Source organism: Hominimerdicola alba 8, assembly GCF_000178155.2.
GTDB classification, from domain to species: Bacteria; Bacillota; Clostridia; order Oscillospirales; family Ruminococcaceae; genus Hominimerdicola; species Hominimerdicola alba_C.
In genome coordinates, this window is the sequence record NZ_ADKM02000086.1 from 42,184 (window position 1) to 66,045 (window position 23,862).

Genomic DNA, 23,862 nt, shown 5'->3' on the forward strand with positions numbered 1-23,862 from the left:
TATACACCATATCGTTCGATTTGTCAACCCCTTTTTTCAAAAAAAATAATATTTTTTTGTTTTAATTTTTTCATTGTTTATTAAATGCAATATCGGCAAAAAAACGCCCGTCAGATGGAAAACGGGCGGTCTTATCCTTTTATATTTTCATTAAAATCTTGCGCTGCAACTTAATCAATTAGTGTAGTATAATTTCCATTTTTGAAACCCTGAACAACTGACTTTACAGTAAAAGATTCAGAAATATTTTTAGCCTCATCGTATTCAACATAAAGCTCATTAAAATATGCGATATTATCCAATAATACCAATTCTTCATTGCTTAAATTCATTTTTGCTTAAATTCAATTTTACCTCATGCTAATTTAGTTCAGTTATTAATATTTTTTCTATTCTTTCATAAATAAAGTTTTGACCATTAGTTATTCTGGAATAATCATCATCCTTACATACATTAAGGCAAACTTCCATATTTTCGTTAATTAAGCTGACATCTGATTTGAGTTCTGAAAACTCTCTTTCAATATCACTAATTTTTTCATATTCGCTTTGAGGAATAATTAAATCAAAAATTATTTTGGGGCTTTCTTTTTTATCCTCTATTTCGCCTGCCGATTTAATTATTTCTTCCGCGGAATAATCGGCATCAAATTCACTTGGAAAATAAATGGTTGAACTAGATAAGAATGATATATAATACTCCTCAATATTTGTTTTTTTCACATATCTATTAAGCCATTCTTCCATTCTATCTTTTATTACCTTGCTATAATATGCTTTCTTTTTTACATATAACTCTTCGTTATCATTCGCATATACATCCACAAAATACTCTTCTTCATTGATATTCACAGTTACATGATAATACAAACCTTTTGACTTACCTAAAAAAACACCGCCTGCAATCCCTTTATGTGTAACTACAGCTTTTATCCCATATTTATCATTAAAATATTCTTCAACTAATGGGTCAACTTCTTCTTCAAGTTTTTCCAGTTCAGGACGAGATAATTTCTTTGGTTCATTATTGTCGGTTTTAAAAATCGAACAGCCTGTTAAAATTAATAGTCCCACAACGATCGCTGCTGACAATATTTTTGAAAGGCTTTTCCGTAGATATTTCAATATTGTCACCTCACTCTATTATAGCAATCCGCCTTAAAATTCAGACAAAATCCATAGATCCGAGCTTTTGCGACTGGATTTTGTGAATTTAAATAGTTGGATTGCTATAGTGTTTTCAACTTGAATATTGTCTAAAAATCAGCTTGTGATCTATAGTCCCAACATTCATCGTCTTCTTCTTTCTTATTTATTTGTAAGAATTGTACAATTTGTTTTATATATAATGTACAATTGAAATTATTATATCACCGTTCACGAGCCTTGTCAACGAAATATTCGACAATTCGTGATTATAAACTTAATATCTCAAATCAGATTATTGTTATTGGTAATTTTGTGGAAATTTCTGCTAGTAAAAAAACGGACTGAAAACCGCCTTTCAGTCCGTTTTGATATTCATTATTTCTTGCTCTCTTCCAGCAGTTTTCTGACCTCATCGGGGGTGAAACTGTAGTGTTTGCCGCAGAAGTGGCATTTGATATCCACATCGCCGTCCTTGATGATATCATTAAGTTCCTGTTCGCCCAATGAGATCAGCACCCGCTCTGTGCGCTCGCGGGAACAGTCACAGCGATAATCCACCTTGAAATCGTCAAGCACGTTTGGTTCTAAGCCGTCAAGCGCCATCAGCGCGATCTCATCGGTAGTGCGGCCGTCTTCCATCAGCTTTGTGACAGACTGCATCTTAGCTATGTTCTGCTCTATCTGCGTGATTATCTCATCGCTTGCAAAAGGAAGCACCTGTATCAGGAAGCCGCCTGCGTTCTTCACCGTGAGGTCGGGGTTTATCAGCACGCCCAGAGCCGTAACGCTGGGCACCTGCTCGCTCTGTGCGAGGTATGCGGTGATATCCTCAGCTATTTCGCCGCTGACAAGGGGCACCTGACCCACATAAGGTTCTTTAAGCCCCAGATCCTTTATAACGGTTATCGCGCCGTCAACACCAACTGCGCCTGCAACATCAAGTTTACCGATGGAGTTTGGCGGAAGTTCGACCACAGGCTGCATGACATCAGCCTTGACATTACCGTAGCTGTCAGCGACCGCGATAAGCTGACCCGCAGGTCCGCCGCCGTCTATCTTGACAGTCACCCTGTCGTCCTCGCCTTTCATGCCGAAACCCATCAGCGAAGTACCCATAGCCAGTCTGCCCAGCGCCGCAGTCACCACCGCCGACGACTGATGAACACGCTCTATCTCACAGACTATATCCTTGCCATCGATGGCAGAGCATACCACCGAAGCGTCCTTTGAAATTGCTCTTACGATTCTTCCCAATTTAACTATCTCCCATGTCAAAGTTAAAATATGCCCATATTGTAAAACAAAGCCGCCGCCACAATACAGACCACAAAGAATATGCTCTCGGCATTATCGGCACATCTGTGCGGTTCACGGCGCTTGTCAAACAGCGATGCACCGCACCTGTTCCACCAAAAGCCCGCCGCTGCGGGTATATAGCAATCCGCCTTAAAATTCAGACAAAATCCAGTCACAAAATCCATAGATCCGAGCTTTTGCGACTGGATTTTGTGAATTTAAATAGTTGGATTGCTATAATTATCATAACAGCCGTCGGCACACTGCCAAATTTCCCATCGGGAAATTTTACGCCGACGATCAGTGCAATAAAAAGCATAATGGCGGACATTCCGCCTGCTATCCCGAAACCGCGCGGCACTCGGCGGAAGTCATTCATCTGTCCCACGCGCTTTGCGCCTGCACACGTACAACTCACGCTGAGTTGTATCGCAGGGCGGTTCTTCGGTCAGACCATCACAGACCTCAACTATCTCAAAGCCGAACTCATCGACCGTCTGCACTATCAGGTCACGCGGCAGAAGTATCTCGCTGATATACTCGCTCTCACGGGTGTATCTGCCGTCTTCGCCCTCTGCGAAAAAATCAAGCACCATATCGACCCGACCGTCTGTCCGACACTGATTGCGCCAACTGCAAAAAAGCCCGTCAAGTTCATAGACGAAGCTGTTATCGCCCAGTACCTTACGGTGCTTATACTCGGTGTTCACATCAAAAATGAACAGCCCGCCGTCACAGATGAACATCGCCGCACGCTTGACCGCGCGCCTGAAAGCCTCAGTATAAGGCAGATGGTTCATGCCGTCCAGCACACAGACAATGATATCAGCCGCCCCCCAGAGGTCAAGTTCGGTCATATCCTGCAAAACGTAGGTTATCTCGCTGTCAGCCGACTTTGCACGTTCAGCTTCCTCAAGCATTTCAGCAGATATGTCAACACCGATGACATCGAAGCCCAGTTTTTCGAGTTCGCGGCAAAGTCTGCCTGTACCGCACCCAAGTTCCACCACGACTTCATTCTCGCTGCTGTATTTCTGACCCAGCTGCCTTATCCGACCTGCTATGCTGCTGTATGGCACATCAGCCTGCAAAGCATCGTAGTACTTGGCAAAACTACCGTAACCGCTCACTTTCCGCTGTCCTTCTTCTTTTCCAGACGGTCAAATACGATATTGTAACCGCCGCTGCCGTCATAAGAAAGTGACCTGTTGACGCGGCTGATGGTCGCGGTGGAAGCGCCTGTTTCCTTGACTATATCGCTGTATACATGCTTGTCGGTCAGCATTCTCGCGACCTGAAAGCGCTGTGAGAAACTCTTAAGTTCAGGCACAGTGCATAGGTCTTTAAAGAAAAGCCTGCACTCTTCCAGTGTTTCAAGGCAGAGTATTGCTTCATAAAGTTCGTCCAGATTTGATATCTCTAATTTATCGCGCATAAAAAACACTCCTTTACATTTGCCGCTTTTCATATTGTAAAGTGCTAAAACATATTTATATTTTAGCACATTACAGCGTAAATGTAAAGGGGTATATTGAATATTTTGTGTGAATAAACTAACTGATATTACTTTTTGCGGTTAGGTGTCAGGAAGCCTGTAAAATCGCTGTCATCATCATCTTCGTCAGAGGCGCTGTCAATTTCAGCCGCTTCTTCTGCTGACGTTTCTGCACGAATTTCTTCGCCGTATGTATCGAACCAGTCCTGACGCACCTCTTCGATGACCGCTTTCAATTCGTCAACGCCCTCGCCGGTCACAGCCGAGAAAGGTATACAGTGTATATCCTCAAAACAGGGTATCTCTTCAGCAAAAGCCGCCATACGCGCCTTGCGTGCGGTGGGTTTCAGCTTGTCAGCCTTAGTAAGCACGATGACAAAAGGCATCTCATTGTCGATGAGATAGTTTATCATCTGGATATCGTCCTTGCTGGGGGCATGGCGCATGTCTATCAGCTGGAATACTATCTCAACATAGCGCTCAAAATCGCCCAGATAGCCGCCTATAAGTTCGCCCCACTTGCCTTTTTCGGCTTTTGAAACGTTAGCATAGCCGTAGCCCGGCAGGTCAACGAAATAAACGTCCTCCACCGAGAAAAAGTTGATAGTCACCGTTTTTCCCGGAACAGAGCTGACCCTTGCCATGTTTTTGCGGTTGAATATTTTGTTTATCAGTGAAGATTTGCCCACATTCGACCGACCTGAGAATGCAAATTCGGGGCGGTCAGACTTTGGTATCTGCGAGAATTTGCCGTAAGAGGTCACAAATTCTGCCTTGTTGAAATTCAGCGGCTTCATCTCATTCTCCTTTCACGATAACGGGGGCAGACTTTGCCGCCCCCACCTTTATGCTTTATCAGACTGTCTTTCTTGCTCTGCCGCGTCTTTTTACGGGCAGGACTTCGGGCATCATCTCAGGCATTACCTCAGCCTGCGGCGGTTTAACAAGAGCCGCTCTCAGAACATCATCGATGGTCTTCGCGAAAACGAACTCAACATTCTCCTTGACGATATCTTCGACTTCGTCAAGGTCGCCCCTGTTCTTTTCGGGTACAACGACTGTCTTCATTCCCGCCTTGTAAGCAGCCATAGTCTTCTCACGCAGACCGCCTATCGGCAGGACTCTGCCTGTCAGAGTTATCTCGCCTGTCATAGCCAGATCACCGCGGACCTTTATGCCGCTCAGTGCGGAAACAAGTGCTGTTATCATAGTTACGCCCGCAGACGGACCGTCCTTTGGAACAGCGCCCTCAGGTGCGTGTATATGCAGATCTTTCTTCTCATGGAAGTCTTTCTGTATTCCGTACTCGTCTGCGATGCTTCTGCAATAGCTTACAGCTATCCTTGCGCTTTCCTTCATAACATCGCCCAGCGAACCTGTAAGTTCTAATGCGCCCTTACCGTCCATGACAAGCACTTCCAGAGGGAGCAACACGCCGCCTACAGAAGTCCACGCCATGCCGTTGACATAGCCAACGCGGTCTTCCTTATCGGCATCGTCATCAAGGAACTTGATATGACCCAGATAATCAGGGATATTCTTTGCAGAGAATGTGACTTTCGACACATCTTTCTCGATTATCTCCTTAGCCGCCTTTCGGCAGAGCGAACCGATATTTCTTTCGAGAGTTCTCACGCCCGCCTCACGGGTGTAGCCGTCTATCAGCATATACAGACCATCGTTTGTTATGCGCATCATCGAACTTGTAAGACCATGCTTTTCAAGCTGTTTTTTCAGCAGATGTTTTTTTGCGATATTGAACTTCTCCTCGCGGGTATAACTGGAGAGTTCGATTATCTCCATTCTGTCACGCAGAGGACCTGCCACTGTATCAAGAGTATTGGCAGTGGTTATGAACAGCACATCACTGAGGTCATAAGGCACTTCAAGGTAATGGTCACGGAAAGCATTGTTCTGCTCACTGTCGAGAACTTCGAGCATAGCCGCAGAGGGGTCACCCCTGAAATCGTTGCTCATCTTATCTATTTCGTCCAACAGCATAACGGGGTTTGAAGAGCCTGCAATCTTCATGCCGTTGATTATACGGCCGGGCATAGCACCTATATAGGTCTTTCTGTGACCTCTGATATCGCTCTCGTCCCTGACACCGCCCAGCGACACGCGCACGAATTTCTTATCAAGCGCCCTTGCCACCGACTTTGCAACAGAAGTCTTACCGACACCGGGAGGTCCGACAAGGCAGATTATCTGACCCTTGATATCGGGGGTCAGCTGTCTTACCGCGAGATTCTCCAGTATCCTCTCCTTGACACGCTTAAGACCATAGTGGTCTTTATCCAGCACGTTCTGTGCTTTTTTGATATCGGTGGTATCTTTTGTATAAACGCCCCAGGGCAGACCCAACACAGTATCGAGATAACCTCTGATAACGACCGCTTCTGCGGAAGAACCTGCCATTCTCGAAAGGCGCTTGACCTCTTCATTGAGTTTTTCCTTTATCTCATCAGAAGCCTGCATCTCGGTTATTTTTTCGTAATAGCGCTGTATCTCGCCTTCGTCAGAGCCGTCTAGACTGCCCTCGCCCAATTCATTCTGGAGAGCCTTTATCTGCTCACGTATATAGTATTCACGCTGATTATCTTCTATCTGGTTCTGGACTTGTTCGTGGATATCCCTTTCGAGGGACAGCACATCTATCTCGCGGGCAAGAATAGTCATCAGCAGCACCAGCTTTTCGCCTGCTGACGGTGATTCCAGCAACGACTGCCTGTCATTGAAAGCCAGCGGAACATTGAACGCCACAGCTTCAAACAGATCTTCAGCCGACTTTGAGCCCATCACCGCATTGTATATCTCCTGCGGCATTTTTGGCATAAGCTGAGAATACTCTTCAAAAGCCTTGCGCACTTCCCTCTCGACAGCATCCAGTTCATGAGCATAGAGTTTATCTTTTGAATAGTTGGGCATCGGCTTGATGACTGCCTCATAGCAGTCGTCATGGACTATCATATCCACAAGTTTTGCCTTGCGAACGCCGCGAACCATACACCTGCAAACTCCGCCGGGACTTTTTATGACCTGCCTGATATTTGCAACAGTGCCCACCTTGTACATATCGCTTTTTTCGGGAGATTCTACATTAACATCTTTCTGTGCACAGAGGAACACATCGCCCGAAAAATCATTTCTGGCATTCTGCAAACTCTGCACAGACATTTCTCTGCCCACATCAAAATTGACGCTCATACCGGGAAAAACGACCAGATCTCTTGTAGGTATCATCGGCATTACAGTGCCGTTTTTTATTTCAATTTGCTTATCCATATTAACTCCTTTCGTCTGACAACTCACACAAAAACAGTATATCTTACTTTCCTGCTATCTTATTATAACATATATCCTCCTGCATTGCAACAGGAAATAAAAGCAATATCTATCTCACAAAACGCAGGTGCAAAAGGCAGTATATCTGCCGCTTGCATCTGCCTTTTGGCAGATGGTACAAAAACGAGGTACCCCGAAGGATACCTCATCAAAACGCATATTAATCAGCTACATATGGGAGCAGAGCTACGTGTCTTGCTCTCTTGATAGCCTTTGTCAGCTCTCTCTGGTGATAAGCGCAGGTGCCTGTTACACGGCGGGGCAGTATCTTAGCCCTTTCTGTCATGCACTTTCTGAGCTTTGCGATATCCTTATAATCGATCTTCTCAGCTCTGTCAACACAGAACATGCAAACCTTCTTGCGGCCTCTCTTTACAGGTCTGCCGCCGGTTCTTTCCTTATCCATAGCCATCGTATATTTCCCTCCTCGTCAAGGAATTACTAAATTCAAATTAATGATCTTTGGATCAGAACGGTACTCCGTCATCTGAGATAACATCTTCAAATTCCGAGAGATCGCCGATATTCAGCGCATCGTTAGCGGGTGCCTGATTATTGCCGCCGAAATTGTTCTGGTCACCGCCAAAGTTATTCTGATTGCCGCCATTGAAACCGCCGTTTCCGCCGAAGTTGTTACCGCCATAATTGTTATTACCGCCGTAATTTCCTCCGCCGTTGCCAAAGCCGCCGTTTCCGCCGTAACTATTGTTACCGCCGTTAAAACCGCCGTTGCCGTAATTATTTGAGTAATTACCGCCGCCCTGATTGGCTTTTTCGCCTGTAAACGAAGCATTGTCCACATAGACCTCAGTCACATAATGCTTAGTACCATTCTTGTCCTCATAAGTCCTGCTTCTGAGAGTGCCTTCAAGTGCGATCATTCTGCCCTTGCCGAAATACCTGCCAATAAACTCAGCAGTCTGACGCCAAGCTACGCATGTGATAAAATCAGACTGATATTGTCCGTTCTGATCCTTGAAGTTACGGTCAACTGCAACATTAAAAGTCAGAGCAGATACACCGTTGGGTGTCTGTCTTACTTCGAGATCCTGTGTGATCCTTCCCATCAAAATAACTCTGTTCAGCATGATCCTAGTTCCTTTCCATTAACAAATCATCATTCCGTTCACTGCTGATCCTCTCTGATCCTGCTCCTGTCCCCTACAATTACTTTGTGGTTATCAGGAAACGAATAACGCCGTCGGTGATGCCCAGTACTCTCTCCAGCTCTGCGGGGAATTCGGTCTTGCTGTTGAAAGACCACAGTACATAGGTGCCCTCAGACTCGTAGTTGATCTCGTAAGCGAGCTTTCTCTTGCCCCATACGTTCAGCTCTACGTTCTCGGCGTTAGCCTTGATCATGTCATCGAACTTAGTAGTCAGAGCGTTAACGCCCTCCTCGTCGAGCTTCTGGCTGAAAATAACCATAGCCTCATAGTTCTCATTGATCTTTGCCATTTCTTGTACACCTCCTTTTGGATTTCGCCTGCAATTACAGCAAGCAAGGATTAACTCGTATATTATAACATCTTTCGCCGTATCTGTCAAGTCCCGCGCGAAAGAAATTATAAACTTTTTGTAAATTTCATCTTCATCTGCCTGCAAGCATGATATCCCGCTTTACAGAACTGTCTTCCCCCGCCGCAGGCAGAGAAAGACAGCCGATAAACATATAAAACAGCGCTACATCAGCTTACCTATCAGCACTATCGAACCAAAAGATATCATCGTATATATAAGGTATGCCAAAAGCACGTTGCCCAGTGAGGTACCGCCCGCGAGAATTATCTCACGGTTGAGGTCATCTGCCTGCTTGTCCTCGCCCTGTGCACGTATCTTGGTGATATCACGCCGCGCCTGCTTGTAGTAGATATAATTTGCGAAAAAGCCTGCAAGCAGTTTCAGCACCATTGTCAGGTAAAGCATTATCTGTGTCAGCAGGACGAAACTGTGCGACTTTATGTCGATGCCCAGATCGATCCTGAAATCGTAATACTCGCCGCTGGACAGCAGCACGATCATATCCGGGATACTCAGAAGTGCCATTATTATCGCTGCTGCTATGCCCCAGCCTTTCATCTTTCGGAACATGAAATACACCGGTGTGAACAGGAACGCAAAGAAATTCATTGATATCTTCCTGCCTGTTTTGGCAAATCTGATGAAGCTGGGCAGGAAGCCAATGGGATTTGTGCCCACATATCTTGCAAGGTCACCCAGAGTCACACCGTCGATATCGGAATCCTGATTGAGTGTGACAGCTGTGAAGCCGCTTTCGCCCAGCGGGTCATTTTCGTGGTCAGTCCTGAGAGGTTCTCGTTCCTCATTAAACGGTCTGGGGCTGTCCATATTTATCAGAGGTGTGCCGCACTGTTCGCAATAGCGAAGTTCCGCGGGATTTTCAGCCCCGCACCTGATACAGCGTTTAACGCTTGAAGCTGCAACGGGAGTCGTTTCCTCAGCACCGTCGGGCAGCCAGCTCACATTTTTCTCATGCAGTGAGGTATTTATGCACTTTCCCTCTTTGATATAGCATTCTCTGTGGTAAGGTGTACCGCACTCGGGGCAGACGACTATATCATCACCGTCAGCAAACCTTTCGCCGCAGCATATACATTTTGAACCTGTATACTTTGTCATCTTAACTTTCCTTTCTCAATAATGCGGGGTCTTAGCCTATATTTTATATATTATAACACAGTGCTTCAAAAAATGCAAGAGGGGCAATTGTTAATTCACGGAAATCTGTGTTTCGGGACAATAATGAAGGCAAAACAGTCGGGATACACGGTAAAAAGCCTGTTTCCAACGTTTGTGTCCTGAAAAGCAGAAAAAACACATCATCTTTTTGCGAATATTTTACATTAGCTTTTAAGATCCGAAATGTGCGAGATTGCCTGTTCTTGTACCAAAAACTGTCCTTGATAATGCTAATTCTAACTAAATACTCTAAAAATAGCCCTCTTTTGAGGTTTTAATTCGTGCGTTTTGTGTGTTGTAATTTTCTGAGAATTGGGCTATAATATTATTTGTGTTTATCGGCTGGTCTATTTGTATTTACTTTATTTCGGGCTATTTTTCGCCCGACATACACAGCCGTATCACATTCGGGTTTTATAATAAGGATAACTGATCATAATTTCGGGCAGTTGATGCCCTCTCCGATAAAAAAGGGGATACGTTTGATGAATGATAATAAAGAGCAGACCATTGCGTCTGCTGAACTGAGGGAAATGATCTCACACGCTATAATCACCACGCAGAACGGTGAAGCGGACGAGGAACTGAAACAGAGCATTTCCCGCGCTATGGGCAGATCAGCCGAAACTGCCGAAGAGCAGGACGGCGATGAAGATGTGCCCCATAAAAAAAGCCGCAAAAGATCGGCAAAAAAGCACGACGGTACAGAAAAACGTTCTGCAAACCTGAAAGGCGGCTGGAGCGTCCGCAAAAAGACGGGCGTAACGCTGGGATTTATTTTTCTGGCACTGGTGCTGGTAATGGGTATCGCAGTTGTGCTGTTCTTCTATTACACAGGTCTGCTGAAAGAACGTGACAACCACATCAGGACAGACCCGCCTCCCGTTGACAGCCGCGATCTGGTCGATGGCGAGGACACTCTCGATGAAGAAGCGCAGGAGAAGGAACTGCGCGCGCTTCTCGAACAGAAGTCAAGAAAGATATCTGACGAGAATGTAATGAATGTGCTGCTGATAGGTGAAGATATCCGTGACACAGCCTCTCAGGACAGAGGCAACACCGATGTTATGATGCTTATCTCCCTCAACAAGGAGAACAAGACTGTCACACTGACCTCACTGATGCGCGATATCTGGGTGTATATGGAGAAATTCGATATCAACGAGAAGCTGAATCAGGCTTACTGGTACGGCGGAGCCGAATATCTGGCTGAGGTCGTAGAGGATTATTTCAGTATCTCCATCGACAGGACGGTAAAGGTGAATTTCAAGCAGTTCATCGACATCGTTGAAACTGTCGGCGGACTTGATTTTGATGTGAGTTACACCGAAGCAGTCGCAATGCGCGACCCGCTTGACGAGCAGAACTACTACCTCAAAAATCCCGATGGCACAGATTATATCGATCTGAAACAGTATGGCAAGGACGAATCTGTAAATTACTATGATTACGAAGGCAAATTCTGCACCATTATTGAATATCAGTCGGAGGACGACAACGAGATACACATGCACCTGAATGGCAATCAGGCGCTTGCTTACGCCCGTGTAAGATACGGCTGCGGAGATGATTACGGCAGAACGATGCGTCAGCGCGAGTCTATTGAAAAGATAGTGCAGAAAGCAAAGAAACTCAGTCTGATAGAACTTGATGCTCTGGCAAAGCTGGTGCTGCCCGAAGTTGAGACCGACCTCACTGAAGGCGAGATAGCCGAGCTTCTGCTGAATGCCTTTGAGTACATGGGTTATGATATACAGCAGATGAGAGTTCCCGCTGATAATTATTACAGACCTGACATTATCAACAGCCAGAGTTGTCTTGCAATGAACACATGGCAGTTCCAGGCGAATGCTGCATTCCTGAGATACATAATTTACGGTGAATGCGCTAATGTCGATGAAGCGATAACACAATATCAGCAAGAGATAGATGACGGCACGTTCTATGAAAATAACGATTTTCAGCCGCCTGTTAACTGGTAGCAAAAGCCGCAGGATATTTTTCCTGCGGCTTTATCTGTTGTCTAAAAAAGTTTCCGAATAAATTATGACTATCCCTTTAGCACACCGGCTGAAAATGCTGTAAACAAAAGGATAATTGAGCGCCCATACGCCAACCACCTTAAGTTCTGTAAAACCGCCGTTTTTGTGGTGTGTCAGCGGGATAACCACGAAATAAAAAGACAGATCCGCACAATGGCACGTTCTGTCTTTACATATTTATGATATTTTCATAAAGCCATATAACACAGCAAGATCAGCTGTGAGAATCTTTCCTGTGCAGCCGTCTGCCTGCAAGATAATCAAGACTTACCTTATAAAAGTCTGCCAGCTTGATAAAAAGATGCATGGGCATCTCGCGCTTCCCGCACTCGTATAACTGATATTGTTGTCTGGTCACTTCCGGATAGTCTGCGACTTTCTGCTGTGACAGGTCATTGTCCTCTCGCAGGTCGCGTATTCGCTGGTAGAAATACATACTATCCCTCCTTCGGTGTATGTTTAAATAGAACCGTTTCAGCAATCACCTCACCATTACACATATTTTAACATATAAATATTTACAAATTCATATTTTGCACCTCTTTGTATGCTCTAAAAAAGCATTAATTTTACTTGAACATTTTGTGTACGTTCACGAAGAAATTAAACCATTAAAAATATTGTATTCGGTTGATCTGCAAAAATCAACCGAATAATGCTTATCATCACACTGCGGCATAAGTTTGTATTTTCATCGGCTGAGATATCTGCACTGCCAAATAACAACAGATCATGAACAAGACAGAATAGTTGATAGTATTCAATCAATTAATAAATCTGCCGACTTGTGACGATGCTGTTTATAAGGCATTCAGAATTTATATAACCGATATAAGCATGATATGCGGCGAAATATCTGCTTAAGAGCCGCAAATTTCGGCTTTACTTATGAACGTTACGGCACTCGTCCGTAAGAATATTGACAAAACCACTGAAAAATGATACAATAACGATGTATGAAGTTTCACGGAGGTGTGTGCTATGGAAAGAAAAGGCGTTAAACTGCCGCAATACAGCGTGCTGATGTCTGTCTACAGCGGCGAGAAGCCCGAATTTTTCAGGGCATGCGTTGAAAGTATGCTGGGACAGACCTTTGTGACAGATGACTTTGTGCTGGTCTGCGACGGTCCTCTCACCCATGAACTTGATGAGATAGTCAGCGAATATGAGCGCAGATACAGCTTTTTCCGACCGCTCAGACTTCCCAAAAATGTGGGGGTCGGTGAGTGTGCAAATGCAGGTCTGGCAGTGTGCAGGAATGAGTATATCGTCAAGATGGATTCGGACGACATTGCTTTGCCCGAAAGGTGCGAACTTTCGCTCTACCTGCTGGCAAAACATCCGGGAGTGGATATGCTGGGCGCTTACATCAGCGAATTTGACAGCGCTACAGGCGAAGAGATAGCGGTGAAGAAAACTCCGCTGGGGAATGCTGCAATACGCAAATACGCGCGGCGCAGGAATCCTTTCAACAATCCGACACTGGTATACAAAAAATCTTTTGTGGAAAATATCGGCGGGTATTCGACTGTAAGACGGTGCGAGGATTACGACTTCGTAGTTAGAATGCTGTCGGCGGGAGCTGTGGGACGCAATATTCCGAAAGTTCTTGTGAAATACCGCATCACAGGCGGAAATTATGACAGGCGGCGCAACTGGGCTAACACCAAGTCATTTATAGCGGTGCGCTGGAAGATACATCGTTCGGGCTTTTCAAGCCTGTGGGACTTTCTTGTTACGACGGGCGCACAGCTGGTGATGTTCGCGATGCCGAGTTCGCTCACGGGAAAATTCTACAAGAAACTGCTGAGATAAAAAGATCAAAACGGCAAAGCAGATGAATGTAACAGATGCCGCGCCAAATCTTACAGAAATAATACAAATTGTTGCACAACAAGTACATTTAAGTAAATCTGCTTGACATTGTGCCGAAAAGTTGGTAAGATATAAAAAGTCGCCTCGAAAAGGCGGATAATGTCATTAATTGGCATTTACTGCGGTATCTGCCGCATAAATTTTTAGTAAGGAGGTTCGGTATGGAACCGAGTGTTAAGCTGTGCATGGGCTGCATGAACGAGCTGGACGCCGACGGACGCTGCCATCATTGCAGCTATTCGGACGATATCCCCCATTTGCAGTCTTATTTAGCACCGAAAACTGTGCTGGACAATAGATATGTCGTGGGCAAGATGCTCTCGTATAACGGCGAGGGTGCTTCCTACATCTGCTATGATATGGTGGGCAAATGCAAATGCGTCTGCCGAGAATATATGCCCGATACCCTCTGTGAACGTGATGCTGACGGACTGAGCATCAAAGTAAACAAGGACTGCCTTGCAAAGTACAAGACTTTTATGTCGGAATTTGCCGACATGAACAAGCTGCTGTCAAAAATGCGCAACCTTGACCATCTTGTGACCGCGAAGGATATGTTCGCAGAAAACAACACCACATATGTGATACTTGAATACATCGAAGGCGTTTCGCTGAAGAAATTCTTGCAGTCGAATACGGGCTTCCTCACATGGGAACAGGTGAAGAAGCTGTTCGTGCCGCTGTTCACCACACTCAATATAATACACAATTCGGGTATAATACACAGAGGTATATCACCTGAGAACATAATCGTCACCACAGACGGAGAACTGAAGCTGACAGGCTTCTGCATAAGTTCGATACGCACATCCAATACAGGAATGATGCCCGAATTCTATTCGGGTTATACTGCTCCCGAACAGTATTCTTCGCTGCAGTGGCAGGGCACATGGACTGATGTGTACGCTGTGGCTGCGGTCATCTACCGCATACTGACAGGCTGCATGCCGCTCGATGCCAACACAAGGATACACAATGATACACTTGTGGAAGCAAACCGCATCAATCCCCGCATACCGCGGCATATCTCCGATGCGCTGACCAAAGCGCTGGCAGTTCGCGGCGAGGAGAGGACACAGACGGTCACCGAACTTGTATCGGGTCTGTTTGAACAGCCATCACGCATGGAACATTCAAAAGGTTCGACCCAGACAATACCGATACAGCATGTTCCGAGAGAGGAAAGACAGCGCCGCTACGAGGCTGAAAACAAAATCGAGCAGAGATACGGGCAGAAGAAGAAAGGAAGCCGTGTGGCTACTATCGTGGGCTTCTGCGTGCTGGCTGTACTGCTGGCTATAGGTATCTACCTTATGACCCAGCTGTTCGCACCGCCCGAAGAAAACGGCAGCACCGTTTCAAAGAGTTCTTCCTCCGAATATGTATACGTTGATAGCGAAGAAGAAGATGACTACGAATACGGCACCACCACTACTCAGGCTACCAAACCGGTTGATGATACGGAATTCGGTATGGGTTCGATAATGCCGAATGTCGTAGGCATGCTGTACTCGGAAGTAGAGAAGAAGATGGGCGGCGAGTTCACGCTCAAACCAAAGTATTATTACTCAGAAGTGGACGAGCGCGGCTATGTCAAGAGCCAGAGCATACCTGAGGGCGTTGACTACGACCCCGCCCGCAAGAACGAACTGGTGGTGGATGTATGTGCAGGTCCCCCAAGCATACCTGTACCCGACTGCTCGGGCTACAGCAAAAAGGACTATCTCAGTCTGCTGGACAGCCTGAACATAAAGTACAGCATATCTAATGAAAAATCCAGCTATGTCGAGGTGGATATGGTCATCAGGACGAGTATTCCCGCAGGCAGTTATATCAATATAGAAAAGGGCGAAGTGCTGACAGTTGTTGTCTGCAACGGCAAGATATCTGTGACCCAGTCGGCAACAGTCACCCAAAGTGCTATGCAGAGTGCGACTCAGAGCGTCACCGAAACGCAGGCATGGTCTGATACACAGACCGAGTGGAGCGATACTCAGCCTGTGATAACAGACACTGAACCTGTAGTCACCGAACAGCCCCAGACTGACGAAGGATTTTACAATAACTGGTAGTTTTTAGCTGTTCCAAAAAGAAATATTAAACGTTTTCGGAAAAATGTAAAAAAACATGAACTTCATCTAAAACGTTTTTGAAAAAATGTGAAAACCTACGCAAAGCCCTTGACAAGTCGAGGGCTTTGTGCTATTCTATGTTATGGAAAATAAGTGAAAAAGGGCATGAAATAGTGGAATTTCTGCCAAAATTTGGAGGTACATATTATGGCAAAGAAGATCGGCGTTCTCACAAGCGGCGGTGATGCTCCCGGCATGAACGCTGCTGTAAGAGCAGTATGCAGAGCAGCACTGGCAAGAGGTATGGAAGTAGTTGGCATCAAGCGCGGATACAATGGTCTGCTGAATGGTGAGATCATTGAAATGAATGCAAGGACTGTTTCCAACATAATCCAGCGCGGCGGCACATGCCTTTACACTGCAAGATGCCCCGAGTTCAGAAACAAAGAGGGCGTTCAGAAGGGCGCTGACAAGTGCCGTGAGATCGGTCTTGACGGTATCGTTGTTATCGGCGGTGACGGTTCTTTTAGAGGCGCAGCTGATCTGTCTGCTATGGGTATCCCCTGCATCGGTCTGCCGGGTACTATCGATAACGATATCTCCTGCACAGAGTACACCATCGGTTACGATACAGCTATGAACACCGCTATGGAAATGATCGACAAGATCAGAGATACTGCACAGTCCCACGACAGATGCTCTGTTGTTGAGGTAATGGGCAGAAATGCAGGCTATATCGCTATAAATGTTGGTCTGGCTGTCGGTGCTGAGGCTGTTATCACTCCTGAAGAGGACTACGATCTCGATGCTATCTGCGCTAAGATGCAGAAAGTTATGAAGAGCGGCAAGACTCACTTCCTGATAGTTGTTGCTGAGGGTGTTGGCAAGACCGAAGAGATCACAAAGCTGATACAGGAAAAGACCGGTGTTGAAACAAGAGCGACAATTCTCGGTCATGTACAGAGAGGCGGCTCGCCTACAGTAAGAGATAGAGTTATCGCAACTCAGATGGGTTACCACGCTGTTGAACTGCTCGAAAAGGGCATCGGCAACAGAGTAGTTGGTATGCGCGACAACAAGATCTATGATGTTGATATCCAGGAGGCTCTGTCGATGACTAAGCCTTTCGAGGATGAGCTGTACGCTATCCTGAACGATACCGCGTTCTAAAAACGGTCATTTGCCGCAGATGCGGCTGACATATACAGAGTAGAGTGCCCTGCGTTAAGTGTCTGTCAGACGGGGAGTTGCTGACAGGACGAAAAGCATGTATGCTTGCGGTTCGGTGCTCGCATCCCGCTGAATGTGTAAAAGAGAGCTTTTCATGGACTACTCCTTTATACACGAAGCTGTTGTAAAAAGGAGGATATATCTATGAAGAGCTTTTTTTCATCATTCAGAAAATCAGCAAACGAGTTCACTGACCTGAGAAGCCTGTCTATCACGGGCATTTTCATCGCAATGTCGGTGGTGCTGGAGTCGGTGACGATCAACACACCGTACTTCAAGATCAGCTTTGCTTACCTAGCGGCTGCCTGCATCGGTTTGCTTTTCGGACCAACTGTCGGTTTTGCATCGGGGCTTATCTGCGATGTGCTGGGCTTTATGGTCAATCCGGGCGGTGCGCCTTTCCTGCCGATATACACGCTGGTACAGGGCTTGTCGGGACTTATCTATGGTGCAGTGCTGTACTATAAAACGGACTATATGCAGTTCAGAAACATTTCAGACAAGTACGGACACGGCAGGGATAAATACGGTCTTGGCGTACAGTTTTTTGTACGAATAGTTATTGCAAAACTACTGAATGTCATATTTATCAATATTCTTATCAACACCGCGCTGAACATGCACTACGGATTTATCCCGAAACAGGCGTACAGCGCAGCCATCGTTGCAAGAGTGATAAAAAATCTGGTTCAGCTTGCTGCTGATATACCGCTGATGTGTGTTATACTCCCCACTGTTTTTGTCATCTACAAGCGGACTTTCGGCAAGAAGGCAACTGCATAAACGTTTTCGGAGCGGTCTATTGATCGCTCCTTTTTGTAAATTTTTTATAAATTTACAATTGATACTATGGAGTGCTTGAACACACCTCAGATCAGGTCAAATACTTGAAATTTCCTTTTTAATTGTACAAAACATCGTCAAGTTGCACGCTAATAATGTTCTCAACATGTATATTTGTACAATTCGCATCAAAAAAGACGACATTAATTAATATTTTTACGTAAACGTACAACCGATTGACAAACGGCTACGAAAACGTTATAATTAGGTTGTACTTGGGGAAGTATACTTTTATAAAGGCGGGGAGAAGTCATAGTGTTGGATAAACACGGACATTTCCGAAACTTAACGGCTGCAGCTTCGGCTTGCAGCCGCTTTCTTTTTGCACAAATACGCAAAAAAAGACTTGAATATTTGTGGAAAATGTAGTATAATAAATATGTTAAAGTGCTCGATAGAGTACAAAAATTTACCCGAACGGAGTGTTTGATATGAAATATAATGTAGGTTTTATCGGTGCGGGCAACATGGGCTTCGCCATAATGAAAGGCATCACAGGCAGCAGCATGGCTGATGACATAGCGCTGCACGTTTTTGACCCTTCGCAGGAAGCTATGGTAAGGGCTGAACAGCTGGGTGCGGCTTCCGAAAAGAATAGTGCTGAACTGGTCAGCAAGTGTGGCTACATTTTTCTGGCGGTAAAGCCTCAGCAGCTTGACGAAGTTCTGGCTGATATAAAGGACGAGGTCACTGCTGACAAGGTCATCGTATCGATATGTGCAGGCATAACTGACGATTACATCGCATCGAAAACGATCGCGGGTGCAAAAGTCGTAATGGTAATGCCAAACACTCCCCTGCTGCTGGGCGAAGGCGCAACTGCGCTGGCAAAGTCTGACAGCGTCAGCGAAAACGAGTTCGGGCTGGTATGCAGCATATTCGGATCATGCGGGATCTACTCAGTTCTGCCAAAGGACAAGATGAAAGAGGTCATCGCTATAAACGGTTCTTCACCTGCATTCATCTACCTGTATGCGCAGAGTTTCATCGAGTACGCAAAATCTGTCGGCATAGACGAAAAAGCGGCTACTGACCTGTTTGCCAAATCGCTGATAGGTTCTGCCAAGATGATAACAGACAGCGGCAGAACGATAGACGAACTGATAACGATGGTTTCCTCAAAGGGCGGCACCACCATCGCGGGACTTGAAAAGCTGCGCGAAAACGATTTAGATAAGGCAGTCCGCGAATGCTGTGAGGCATGTACAAAGCGCGCTTACGAACTTTCTAAATAAAGCATAATTCCCTCACCTGACGCATAATTATTACTGAGGTGATGATGATGCAGACAAGCATTGAAAGGGTCGAGGGTGAAAAAACGGTCTACAGACGAGGCAGCTTCGCTTTTTTATGCGGCGCGGCGATAGTAGGTGTGCTGCTGGGTGCGATGTGTTTCTGCCTGAACAGCGAACAGGCTGGCAGGCTGATGTTCTTCGGGACAAGTCTTGGCGAACGTGCCGCGATGGACTACGGTCGGCTGATGGCTGGTTCTCTGCTGGGCAGCACTGCTTTCCTGCTGGGGCTGGCTCTGGCGGGATTTTGTGCGCTGGGTCAGCCTTTTGAACTTGCGCTGCTGGTGCTGCGTGGAATGGGTCTGGGCTGCATGCTGACAGAAGTTTACTCAGCGGTCGGAAAAAGCAATGTGCTGTATGCAGCCGGTCTGCTGCTTCCCGGTGCGATCATTTCGCTGCTGGGGCTGGTAGCTGCGGCGCGTGAAGCACTCTGCCTGTCGAACATTTACCTGCGGGTGACGCTTTCTTCGAGGGGCGGAGAGGGTCTTGTGGCAGCAGTGAAGCTGTACGGTGCAAAACTGCTCGTCATTGAAGCTATACTCGCACTTGCAGCGGGTGTTGATACCATTTGCAGTTACCTGTTCATCGGCAGACTGGTCTGACAAGCGGGAATATCTTCAAAGATCATACAAAGGCAAAATTCAAGGAGTTAAAAATGGCATTATTCGGAAATTACAATACACCGGGTCGCGGCGTGCTGAAAACGCCCCACGAAAAGCGTCCGTTCTTCAAGTTCTGGGAGATCTATTTCAGGCATTGCTGGCAGCTGATGGGGCTGAACATGCTCTATTTTCTGTTTACGATACCGCTTTTCGCCACTGTGATACTGGCGGGTGAGAACCTGAAATGGCTGGCTCTTATGGCGGTTTCGGGCATAATGGGACCAGCCACCGCCGCCATGACGCGGGTGGTGCGAAACTTCTCGCAGGAGCGCCCGACATTTATGATGCACGACTTTTTCAGGGCGTTCAAGCTGAACTTCAAACAGGGGCTTATAATGGGCTATATCGACACGGTTGTGGTCATCAGCTTTATAATCGGTGTGCCGATGTACCAGCAAATGGCGCAGAACAACACCGCGATGTACGTGCCTTACGTCATTACACTGGCGTGCATGCTGGTATTTCTGATGATGCACTTCTACATCTATCAGATGATGTGTTCGACCAATCTCACCATGATGCAGATACTTCGCAATTCGCTTTTTCTTGTGAGTGTCGGGCTGAAGTCAACGATATTCACTCTGCTGACGACCCTTTTCGTAGTGATCTTCTGTTACCTGATGCTTCTGGTGACACCTGCGGTCGGAATTGCACTGGTGATGATAATGCCTTTCACGTTCCTGACTTTTGTGGCGTGCTTCAACTGCTACCCTGTTATCAGAAAGAATGTAATACAGCCGTATTACGACCAGCGCGGCGAACAGAACCCCGAAGAAGCCACTGTTGAGGGCGAAGCGCTCTTTGAGGACAAGGCGGCTGAGGAAGAAGCACCTGTTGCCGAGAAAAAGACCAAGCGCAAAACAATACGATAAGAGATCAAAAACAGCGTATGCAAAAAACTGCATACGCTGTGATTTTTTATTAGTTTTTCTCTATCTTGCCCAGTGAGAGCGCTTTGAGATAAGCGTTTATGAAACCGTCAAGATCTCCGTCCATGACTGCTTTGACATTGTTGTATTCATAGCCTGTGCGCAGGTCTTTAACAAGAGTGTAGGGCATGAATACGTAGGAACGTATCTGAGAACCCCAAGCTATCTCCTTCTGCACGCCCTTGATGTCCTCTATCTTTTCCAGATGCTCGCGCTCTTTTATCTCGATGAGTTTTGCTTTCAGCATCTTCATAGCGTAGTCCCTGTTCTGGAACTGCGAACGCTGGGTCTGGCAGGCAGTTACTATGCCTGTGGGCTTGTGTATCAGTCTTACCGCAGATGAAGTCTTGTTGATGTGCTGACCGCCCGCACCGCTCGCACGATAAACTTCCATCTCGATATCTTCGGGTCTTATCTCGACTTCGATATTGTCATCGAGTTCGGGCATTACCTCGACCGCCGAGAAAGAAGTATGTCTGCTTCCCGAACTGTCAAAAGGCGAAATGCGCACAAGTCTGTGAATACCCGACTCACTCTTAAGATAGCCATAGGCATTCTCACCCTCAATGAACATAGAACAACTCTTGATACCTGCATCGCCGCCCTCTAAGATATCCATTATCTTAGCATTGAAGCCGTGAGAATCAGCCCACTTGGTATACATTCTTATGAGCATCTCCGTCCAGTCCTGCGCCTCAGTACCGCCTGCGCCCGCATGGAAGTTCAGTATGGCGTTGCTGTGGTCATACTCCCCTGTCAGCAGAGTTTCCAGCGATGCCGCATCCAGGTCGGCTTTCAGCTTGTCAAGTTCAGCCTTTATCTCTTCAACAAGTTCAGCCTGAGTATCTTCGTCCTCTTCGCCCGCCATCTCTATCATTACCTCGATATCGTCAGCCGCACCATTAAACTTGTTATAGCGCTCGACCTTGCCTTCGAGGTTCCTTGTCTGCTGCAATACCACCTGCGACTTCTCAGGGTCGTCCCAGAAGCCGGGTTCAGCGGCTTTTTCGTGCAGCTCCTCTATCTTTTCCGCCGCATTTTCTATATCATATACATCGTGCAGTTCCTTGATAAGGGGTCTGCAAGCGTCCAGTTCAGACTTCAGGTTTTCCAGAAATACAACTGCCATAGCATTATTCTCCTTAAAACTCAAATTTACATACACATTAATTATACAACCTTTAGGCTGATTTGTCAAGTGCGGATAAACGAATTTTACGGTAATAAAATTATCAGAAGAAAACAAAAAAACAGAGTCCTGCGGGGCTCTGTTTTTCATATTCGATCATCATAAATACAAATGGTCAATGAAGCTATAAGTATCATCTCCCTTTACGGCTTTGACCTCAAGCCCTATAACTCTGCCATAGTTATCAAATGTCGGTGAAAAGGAATATTTCAGCATACTCCCCTGTTTCATCAAACAGATGATGCGCCTGTCACATATTTCCTTGAAATCGGCAAGCACCTCAGGCATGTTCAGCCAATTATCAGCACCGTTCCCGCCGCCGAATTCAGGGGGTACAGCACTTACCCTGCGTGTCTTTTCCCTGTCGCTGACTGCCGCCCTGTATTTCCAATCAAAACTCTCAGACCAGGGCAGTTCCACATCAAGTGCGGGACATACATCGCTCGCATAGTCGCCGCGCACCGCCAACTCACAGCCATGCTCAGGGTCTACCTCTTCACCGCCGCTGAGGATATAAGCAGGCTCACTGCCGCGCGGTGGTAATATGTACATGCTGAGGTCATTGTAATAATTATAAACTTCCTGACGGTCAGCAGGTATTTCCTCAGTGTAACAGAGCCTTTCGCTCAGAGAATCATACAACGCATTTTCCAGCTTTTCACTCGGCTGCTCGATGTGGTCGATACAGCGCTTGATATATGCGGGGTCAACATTTGTATCCGCATAGACAGTCATCTCGCCAAACATTTTCGTATGTGCAGAACCCACCTCAGGGTATTCATAATAGTTGTCATCATCTTCGTCAGAAATTACAAATTCTGACAGGCGACTGTCGATCACAGCTTCAAGTTCAAGCTGCTTTTCCCATGAAAATTCATTGACATAATAGTTCTTCCCGCCGCCGATGATGTCAAAATAATCAAATTGGAAGCTGTCCGAGCAGACATTGTGAAAAAAGCCTGTATCGTGAAAATAATCGTTGGTGAACCGATAGCCTTTTGAGGTAAGCATATCCTCTGTGAGCGTGCAGTCACAGCATTCAAACAACGCCAGCGGGTCGCCGTGACCTGCCTTGATATCAGCCACCAAATTTTCGGGCACACCGTCATAGAAGATCTCGCTGAGCATATCCCGCCTTAACAGCCAGCAGAGATAGCTTGCGATGGGCATGGCGGCATATCTGTGTATCCTGTCAGAGGTATTTGTGTCAATACGTTCGGGGTCTTCGGGTATCTCTCCGCCGAAATATTCCTTTGCGGCGCTTTCCCACGACCATTCAGCTTTTACGCTCTCAAACCTTTTGAAACCTCTAAAGGGATTATCAAGCAGACCAACTTTTGTATCGGGCGATAACCTGTCTGCATGTTTGCCGAGGAGCACCGCAAACAGACCGAACAGCGCTCCTATTAAAAGCACGACACCGTAGATAAGGTATAATCTCTCTTCAATAAGCATTAATACAGGTATCACACCAAATGACAGACCAACAAAAATGTTCATCAGCAGTGTTGACGGCAGCACCAGCTTTTTATGATTTGTCAGTCGTGCGATACCGCCGACATTTATAAGCATCATAAGAAAAAAACACAGTGTAAATAAAACCACCTGTATCGGTGTACACAGCGGGTCATTGCCTTTAGTGGGAGCGACCGTTGCACCGATAAAAACTACACCGAATACCGTATCGGCAACGGCAAACAGTGAGAACAATATATATAACAGGACACGCCCTGCTTTCTTCAT

At 46.1% G+C, this 23,862-nt stretch carries 22 protein-coding genes and 1 riboswitch; of the genes, 8 read left to right on the forward strand and 14 right to left on the reverse strand.

Going from position 1 to position 23,862, the window contains the following annotated elements; translation table 11 throughout:
- Positions 1 to 360: 360 nt before the first annotated feature.
- The 11 genes from CUS_RS09830 to CUS_RS09885 all read right to left on the reverse strand — a co-directional run bounded on the left by CUS_RS09830 (position 361) and on the right by CUS_RS09885 (position 9,925).
- Positions 361 to 1,125 carry a hypothetical protein gene (locus CUS_RS09830; protein ID WP_002850174.1) on the reverse strand — a complete coding sequence of 255 codons (765 nt, stop codon included), beginning with the start codon at positions 1,123 to 1,125 and terminating at the stop codon, positions 361 to 363.
- Positions 1,126 to 1,524: 399 nt separating this feature from the next.
- The gene (hslO, locus tag CUS_RS09835) at positions 1,525 to 2,403 is read right to left on the reverse strand and encodes an Hsp33 family molecular chaperone HslO (RefSeq protein WP_002850236.1); all 879 of its coding nucleotides are present in this window, start codon (positions 2,401 to 2,403) and stop codon (positions 1,525 to 1,527) included.
- Between the two features lie 23 nt (positions 2,404 to 2,426).
- Positions 2,427 to 2,630: a hypothetical protein gene (locus tag CUS_RS09840; protein ID WP_002850253.1), complete on the reverse strand. Its 204-nt coding sequence runs from the start codon at positions 2,628 to 2,630 to the stop codon at positions 2,427 to 2,429.
- Between the two features lie 186 nt (positions 2,631 to 2,816).
- Positions 2,817 to 3,575 carry a class I SAM-dependent DNA methyltransferase gene (locus CUS_RS09850; RefSeq protein ID WP_002850212.1) on the reverse strand — a complete coding sequence of 253 codons (759 nt, stop codon included), beginning with the start codon at positions 3,573 to 3,575 and terminating at the stop codon, positions 2,817 to 2,819.
- Positions 3,572 to 3,880 carry a YerC/YecD family TrpR-related protein gene (locus CUS_RS09855; RefSeq protein ID WP_002850094.1) on the reverse strand — a complete coding sequence of 103 codons (309 nt, stop codon included), beginning with the start codon at positions 3,878 to 3,880 and terminating at the stop codon, positions 3,572 to 3,574. The genes CUS_RS09850 and CUS_RS09855 overlap by 4 nt, the downstream gene beginning before the upstream one ends.
- Before the next feature lie 128 nt (positions 3,881 to 4,008).
- Complete coding sequence (yihA, locus tag CUS_RS09860; RefSeq protein WP_002850090.1) at positions 4,009 to 4,737, reverse strand: ribosome biogenesis GTP-binding protein YihA/YsxC; 729 nt, start codon at positions 4,735 to 4,737, stop codon at positions 4,009 to 4,011.
- A gap of 58 nt (positions 4,738 to 4,795) precedes the next feature.
- The gene (gene lon, locus CUS_RS09865) at positions 4,796 to 7,225 is read right to left on the reverse strand and encodes an endopeptidase La (protein ID WP_002850131.1); all 2,430 of its coding nucleotides are present in this window, start codon (positions 7,223 to 7,225) and stop codon (positions 4,796 to 4,798) included.
- 220 nt (positions 7,226 to 7,445) lie between these two features.
- Positions 7,446 to 7,691 (reverse strand): 30S ribosomal protein S18, encoded by a 246-nt coding sequence (rpsR, locus tag CUS_RS09870; protein ID WP_037277024.1) that lies wholly within the window; start codon positions 7,689 to 7,691, stop codon positions 7,446 to 7,448.
- 61 nt (positions 7,692 to 7,752) lie between these two features.
- Positions 7,753 to 8,373, reverse strand: coding sequence for a single-stranded DNA-binding protein (locus CUS_RS09875; protein WP_002850107.1), 621 nt, complete (start codon positions 8,371 to 8,373; stop codon positions 7,753 to 7,755).
- Positions 8,374 to 8,452: 79 nt separating this feature from the next.
- Positions 8,453 to 8,743: a 30S ribosomal protein S6 gene (rpsF, locus tag CUS_RS09880; protein WP_002850279.1), complete on the reverse strand. Its 291-nt coding sequence runs from the start codon at positions 8,741 to 8,743 to the stop codon at positions 8,453 to 8,455.
- A gap of 225 nt (positions 8,744 to 8,968) precedes the next feature.
- Positions 8,969 to 9,925 carry an RING finger protein gene (locus CUS_RS09885; RefSeq protein WP_002850257.1) on the reverse strand — a complete coding sequence of 319 codons (957 nt, stop codon included), beginning with the start codon at positions 9,923 to 9,925 and terminating at the stop codon, positions 8,969 to 8,971.
- Between the two features lie 545 nt (positions 9,926 to 10,470).
- Here CUS_RS09885 and CUS_RS09890 point away from each other — a divergent pair.
- Positions 10,471 to 11,967 (forward strand): LCP family protein, encoded by a 1,497-nt coding sequence (locus CUS_RS09890; protein ID WP_002850266.1) that lies wholly within the window; start codon positions 10,471 to 10,473, stop codon positions 11,965 to 11,967.
- 274 nt (positions 11,968 to 12,241) lie between these two features.
- Here CUS_RS09890 and CUS_RS09895 read toward each other — a convergent pair whose 3' ends face one another.
- Positions 12,242 to 12,463: a helix-turn-helix domain-containing protein gene (locus CUS_RS09895; protein ID WP_002850100.1), complete on the reverse strand. Its 222-nt coding sequence runs from the start codon at positions 12,461 to 12,463 to the stop codon at positions 12,242 to 12,244.
- Positions 12,464 to 13,008: 545 nt separating this feature from the next.
- On the opposite strand from CUS_RS09895, the gene CUS_RS09900 reads away from it, so the two are divergent.
- The 7 genes from CUS_RS09900 to CUS_RS09930 all read left to right on the forward strand — a co-directional run bounded on the left by CUS_RS09900 (position 13,009) and on the right by CUS_RS09930 (position 20,873).
- Positions 13,009 to 13,842: a glycosyltransferase gene (locus tag CUS_RS09900; RefSeq protein ID WP_002850118.1), complete on the forward strand. Its 834-nt coding sequence runs from the start codon at positions 13,009 to 13,011 to the stop codon at positions 13,840 to 13,842.
- A gap of 221 nt (positions 13,843 to 14,063) precedes the next feature.
- Positions 14,064 to 15,974 carry a protein kinase domain-containing protein gene (locus CUS_RS09905; RefSeq protein WP_002850264.1) on the forward strand — a complete coding sequence of 637 codons (1,911 nt, stop codon included), beginning with the start codon at positions 14,064 to 14,066 and terminating at the stop codon, positions 15,972 to 15,974.
- Positions 15,975 to 16,181: 207 nt separating this feature from the next.
- The gene (gene pfkA / locus CUS_RS09910; protein ID WP_002850099.1) at positions 16,182 to 17,144 is read left to right on the forward strand and encodes a 6-phosphofructokinase; all 963 of its coding nucleotides are present in this window, start codon (positions 16,182 to 16,184) and stop codon (positions 17,142 to 17,144) included.
- A 33-nt stretch (positions 17,145 to 17,177) separates the two neighbouring features.
- A riboswitch (THF riboswitch) is annotated at positions 17,178 to 17,278 on the forward strand.
- A 70-nt stretch (positions 17,279 to 17,348) separates the two neighbouring features.
- Positions 17,349 to 17,987 carry a folate family ECF transporter S component gene (locus tag CUS_RS18625; RefSeq protein ID WP_002850217.1) on the forward strand — a complete coding sequence of 213 codons (639 nt, stop codon included), beginning with the start codon at positions 17,349 to 17,351 and terminating at the stop codon, positions 17,985 to 17,987.
- Between the two features lie 491 nt (positions 17,988 to 18,478).
- Positions 18,479 to 19,282 carry a pyrroline-5-carboxylate reductase gene (gene proC / locus CUS_RS09920; protein WP_002850146.1) on the forward strand — a complete coding sequence of 268 codons (804 nt, stop codon included), beginning with the start codon at positions 18,479 to 18,481 and terminating at the stop codon, positions 19,280 to 19,282.
- Between the two features lie 47 nt (positions 19,283 to 19,329).
- On the forward strand, positions 19,330 to 19,941 hold the full coding sequence (locus CUS_RS09925; RefSeq protein ID WP_002850170.1) for a hypothetical protein: 612 nt from the start codon (positions 19,330 to 19,332) through the stop codon (positions 19,939 to 19,941).
- Positions 19,942 to 19,994: 53 nt separating this feature from the next.
- Positions 19,995 to 20,873, forward strand: coding sequence for a YesL family protein (locus CUS_RS09930; RefSeq protein ID WP_002850246.1), 879 nt, complete (start codon positions 19,995 to 19,997; stop codon positions 20,871 to 20,873).
- Positions 20,874 to 20,922: 49 nt separating this feature from the next.
- On the opposite strand, the gene prfB is transcribed toward CUS_RS09930, so the two are convergent.
- Both prfB and CUS_RS09940 read right to left on the reverse strand, forming a co-directional pair.
- Entirely contained in the window at positions 20,923 to 22,059 is a 1,137-nt protein-coding gene (gene prfB / locus CUS_RS09935; protein WP_002850241.1) for a peptide chain release factor 2, read from the reverse strand.
- 159 nt (positions 22,060 to 22,218) lie between these two features.
- A complete protein-coding gene (locus tag CUS_RS09940) occupies positions 22,219 to 23,862 on the reverse strand; it encodes a hypothetical protein (RefSeq protein WP_002850244.1) in 1,644 nt (547 codons plus the stop codon).